At 74.4% G+C, this 4,617-nt stretch carries 5 protein-coding genes; 4 read left to right on the top strand and 1 reads right to left on the bottom strand.

The window, feature by feature from the left end:
- The coding region (locus ACFV4N_RS40185) for an NAD-dependent epimerase/dehydratase family protein (protein WP_499677937.1) at window positions 1-512 on the top strand (512 nt) is incomplete at its 5' end.
- A gap of 68 nt (window positions 513-580) precedes the next feature.
- A complete protein-coding gene (locus ACFV4N_RS40180) occupies window positions 581-1,405 on the top strand; it encodes an alpha/beta fold hydrolase (RefSeq protein ID WP_499677936.1) in 825 nt (274 codons plus the stop codon).
- Window positions 1,406-1,433: 28 nt separating this feature from the next.
- Here ACFV4N_RS40180 and ACFV4N_RS40175 read toward each other — a convergent pair whose 3' ends face one another.
- Entirely contained in the window at window positions 1,434-1,916 is a 483-nt protein-coding gene (locus ACFV4N_RS40175) for a winged helix-turn-helix transcriptional regulator (RefSeq protein WP_499677935.1), read from the bottom strand.
- Between the two features lie 120 nt (window positions 1,917-2,036).
- Here ACFV4N_RS40175 and ACFV4N_RS40170 point away from each other — a divergent pair, with 120 nt between their 5' ends.
- Together ACFV4N_RS40170 and ACFV4N_RS40165 are read left to right on the top strand one after the other, a co-directional pair.
- Window positions 2,037-3,248, top strand: coding sequence for an MFS transporter (locus ACFV4N_RS40170; protein ID WP_499677934.1), 1,212 nt, complete (start codon window positions 2,037-2,039; stop codon window positions 3,246-3,248).
- Between the two features lie 111 nt (window positions 3,249-3,359).
- Entirely contained in the window at window positions 3,360-4,517 is a 1,158-nt protein-coding gene (locus tag ACFV4N_RS40165; RefSeq protein ID WP_499677933.1) for a Gfo/Idh/MocA family protein, read from the top strand.
- Window positions 4,518-4,617 lie beyond the last annotated feature (100 nt).

Raw genomic sequence — 4,617 nt, 5'->3', positions numbered from 1 at the left:
TCGACGACGTCCCGCCCCCGGTGAACATGCTGCTCGGCGAGCGCCAGGTGCTCGCCGCCGGGGACGTGACCGCGACGGTGCTGCGCGGCGGGCTCGTGCACGGCCGGGGCGGTTCGGCGCTGGTGCTCGCGATGATCGGCGTGTCGAAGCAGCTCGGCGCGGCGCCCTACGTGGGGTCGGGGGAGAACCTGTGGTCCCCGGTGCACGTGGACGACCTGGCGAGGCTGTACGTGGCGGCGCTGGAGCGGCCGGTCGGCGGGGTGTTCAACGCGGCCTCGCGCACGTTGCTGCGGATGCGGGACCTGGCCGAGGCGGTCGCCGAGCTGACGGGCGCCGACCGGGCGCCGCTGGACCCGGAGGCGGCGGCGCGGGCCTTCGGGCCGCTGGCGGGGGTGCTGGGGCGCAACATCACGCTCGACCCGGCCCGCGCGGAGGAGGCGTTCGGCTGGCGGACCCGGGAGGTGGGGTTGCTGGAGGACGTCGTGCGCGGGTCCTACCGGGACCTCGGCTGAGCCCGCCCTCCGAGCCCGTCCTCCGAGCCCCGCCGGACGAGCCTGGGGGACGGGTTACGATCGGGACCGTGGTGGACCCGATCTCGGAGCTCGACCGGGGCGACGCCGTGCTGCGGTACCGGGACCTGGCCGGTCCGCGCCGCCCGGTCGTGCTCACGCACGGCGCGGGCATGGACCGCCGGATGTTCGAGGTGACGGCCCGCGCCCTGCACGCCGCCGGGTACCGGGTGGTCGACTGGGACCTGCGCGGCCACGGCGAATCCACCCTCGCGGCCGGCACCCGGTTCACCGCGGGGGCCGCGCTGGACGACCTGGCCGCGCTGCTGGACCACCTCGACCTGCGACGCCCGGTCCTGGTGGGGCACTCGCTGGGCGGCAACCTCTCCCAGGCCCTCGTCCGCCGCCGGCCCGACCGCGTCGGGGGCCTCGTCGTCGTGGACGCGACGTGGAACGCCGGGCCGCTGACCGCGGCGGAGCGGTTGCTGCTCGGGCTCGCGGCGCCGGCGCTGGCCCTCGTGCCCGCCTCGCGGCTGCCGTCGCTCATGGCCCGCGCCTCGGCCGTGACCCCGCGGGGCGTCGCGGACTCGGCGGAGGTGTTCGGGCGCATGCCCAAGCCGGTGTTCCTGGACGTGTGGCGCGCCACGGTGTCGTTCGTGGACCCGGACCCCGGGTACCGCACGCCGGTGCCGCTGGCGCTCGTGCGCGGCGAGCGGGACCGCACCGGCAACATCGCCACCGCCATGCCCCGCTGGGCCGCCGCCGAGGGGGTGGCCGAGCACGTCGTGCCCGGCGCGGGGCACAACGTCACCCTGGACGCCGCCGACGCGACCGCCGTGCTGCTGCGCGACATCGTCGACCGGTGGACGGAGGTGGACCAGGGCGCGGCGCCCTGACGGGGTCGGACTCAGGACGGGGTCGGACTCAGGACGGGTCTGAGGCCGCGGTCCCGGCCGGCACCCCGAGGTGGCGTTCCCGCAGCTCGTCCATGACGGCGCGCCACATCTCGGGACCGCCCTGGTGCAGCCGCTCGGCCCGCACCCGCAGCTCCGGCGTCGTGGGGCGGTGCCGCAGCCCCCACCAGCCCAGCTGGGCCAGCACGGGCACCAGCTCGATGGACGCCTCGGTGAGGCTGTAGGTCGCGCGCTTCCCCGCGCCGGGGTCGTCGTGGGTGAGCAGCCCCGCCGCCACCAGGTCGCGCAGGCGGCTCGCGAGGATGTTGGACGCGATGCCCTCCTCGGACTCCCGCTGGAGCGCCCGGAAGTGGCGGCGGTCCGCGAACATGATGTCGCGCAGCACGATGAGGGTCCACCTGTCGCCCAGGACCTCGACCGCGGCGTTGACGGGGCAGCCCGATCGTGGCTCGTCGATCATGACCACCTCCAGCTGGTTGCAGTTTACCACCACCCTGCTACGGTACAAGCGGTTGCTAAATGCAAGCGGTTGTCCGGAGCTCCGCTGAGCACTTTGGAAGATGCTCCCGCTGCGGGTTCCTCCCAGACTCGACGGCAGTCAAGGAAGGTGCACATGAGTAACCGGCAGACGGTGTTGGGCCGCGGCAGGGCGAACGTCGTCCTGGTGACGCTGTTCGTGGGTTCGTTCGTGCTGGGCACGGCCGAGCTGCTCATGGTCGGCGTGCTCAACCTCATCGCCGACGACCTGCACGTCTCCGTCCCCACGGCCGGCACGCTGGTCACCGCCTACGCGCTGGGCGTGGCCATCGGCGGTCCGCTGCTGACCGCGCTCACCATCAGGTTCGACAAGCGCCTTATCCTCCTGGGCTCGGCCCTGCTGTTCGCCGCGGGCAACCTGGTCCCGGTGCTGACCGAGGACTTCGTCGCGTTCGCCGCGGCGCGGGCGGTCACCGGCTCGCTGCACGGCCTGTTCGTCGCGGTCGCCTTCCTGGTGGCCATGGCGGTCGTGCCGCCCGAGCGCGCGGGCCGGGCGATCTCGGTGGTGTTCTCCGGGTTCGCCGTGTCCGCGGCGGCGGGCGTGCCGCTGGGCACCCTGGTCGGCCAGGCGCTGAGCTGGCGCGACTCGTTCACCGCGATCGTCGTGCTCAGCGCCCTCGTGTGCGCGGTGACCGCGGCGGTGGTGCCCTCGCTGCCCGCCACCGGCGGGGCCGGCGCGGGCGACCAGGCCCGGCACGCCTTCGCGCCGCGGGTGCTGGCCGTGCTGGGCCTCGGCCTGCTGATGTTCGCCTCGCTCTACTCGGCGCTGACCTACATCGTGCCGTTCCTGGAGGGCGTCACGGGCATCACCGGGGCGATGCTCAGCGTGTTCCTGCTGGCCTACGGCGTGTCCACGGCGGTGGGCTCGTTCGGCGGCGGTCGGTTCGCCGACAGCGGCGCGCCGCGCGCCATGCTCGTCGGCTGCGTCGGCGCGACCGCCGCGATGGTGGTGCTGCTGGTCGGCGGCTCGATCGCCTTCCTGGTGATCATCGCCCTGCTGACGTGGGGCATGTTCGCGCTCGGCGCGGTGCCCGCCTTCCAGTACCGCGTGCTGGAGCTGGCCGGTCCGGGCAGCCAGCTCGCGTCGTCGCTGCCCGCCTCGGCCGCCAACGCTGGCATCGCGCTGGGCTCGGTCATCGGCGGCGTGGCCATCGGCGGCGGCAGCGTCTCCAACGCGGTGGTCGCCGGCATCGTCCTGGGCGTCATCACGATCCCGATCGCCTGGGCCACCGGCTTCCTCAAGCGACCGGTGTCCGACGGGGCGGCGGAACCGGCACCGGCCGCGTAGCCCGACCCCGCGGGTCGCGCGGCGCCGAGGCCGTCCACCAACGCCCCGATTCCACCACCAACGAGGGCCCGGGCGGACCACCGCCCGGGCCCCAACGGGAAAGGGTCTGTTGTGGACAGAGCAGAGCTGCGGGTCGGCCTCGTCGGCTACGCGTTCATGGGCACCGCGCACTCGCTGGCGTGGCGGACGGTCAACAAGGTGTTCGACCTCCCGCTGCGCGTTCGCACCGTCGCGATCTGCGGCCGCGACGAGGGCAACGTCGCCGCGGCCGCGGACCGGCTGGGCTGGGAGGAGCACCTGACCGACTGGCGCGAGCTGGTGGCGCGCGACGACGTCGACGTGATCGACGTGTGCACCCCCGGCGACCTGCACGCCGAGATCTCCACCGCCGCGCTCGCCGCGGGCAAGCACGTCCTGTGCGAGAAGCCGCTCGCCAACACCGTCGACGAGGCCCGCGCCATGACCGACGCGGCGGCCCGCGCCGCCGCGTCGGGCGTCCGCTCGGCCTGCGGCTACAACTACCGCAGGTTCCCGGCCGTCGCGCTGATGCGGCAGCTCGTCGCCGACGGCAGGCTCGGCACGATCCGGCACGTGCGCGCGGCCTACCTCCAGGACTGGGTCGCCGACCCCGGGATCCCGCTGCTGTGGCGGCTGGAGAAGGACCGGGCCGGCTCCGGCGCGCTCGGCGACATCGGCGCGCACATCGTCGACCTGACCCAGTACGTGACCGGGCAGCGGATCACCGGCGTGAGCGCGTTGACGGAGACGTTCGTCAAGGAGCGCCCGCTGCTGACCAGCACGCCGGACCGACCGGAGTTCGGACCGGTCACCGTGGACGACGCCGCCCTGTTCACGGCCCGGCTGGACGGCGGCGCGGTCGCCACCTACGAGGCGACCCGATTCGCCACCGGGCGCAAGAACGCCCTGCGGGTGGAGGTCAACGGCTCGCTCGGCTCGGTCGCGTTCGACCTGGAGCGCCTGAACGAGCTGGAGTTCCACGACGCCACCGCGCCGCGGACCGAGGGCGGCTTCCGCCGGATCCTGGCCACCGAGCCGGACCACGCGTACATGTCCGCGTGGTGGCCGTCGGGCTGCGCCCTGGGCTACGAGCACAGCTTCACCCACGAGCTGCGCGACTTCGTCGCCGCCGTGGCCGCGGGGGAGGACCCGACCCCGTCCTTCGCCGACGCGCTCCAGGTCCAGCTCGTGCTCGACGCCGTCGAGCGGTCGGCCGCCCACGACTCGACCTGGACCAAGGTCGAGGTCTGACACCCCGCCGGTCCCGGCGCGGCGCACCCCGCCGCGCCGGGACGTTGGCGTGCCCATGAAGACCACTGTGGACGGTGCGGGGCACAGGGCACTCTGGGAC

Source organism: Actinosynnema sp. NPDC059797, assembly GCF_042732085.1.
In the GTDB taxonomy this organism is placed as follows: domain Bacteria; phylum Actinomycetota; class Actinomycetes; order Mycobacteriales; family Pseudonocardiaceae; genus Actinosynnema.
Note: the sequence above shows the minus strand (reverse complement) of the source record. Positions and strands in the feature narration are given on the sequence as shown.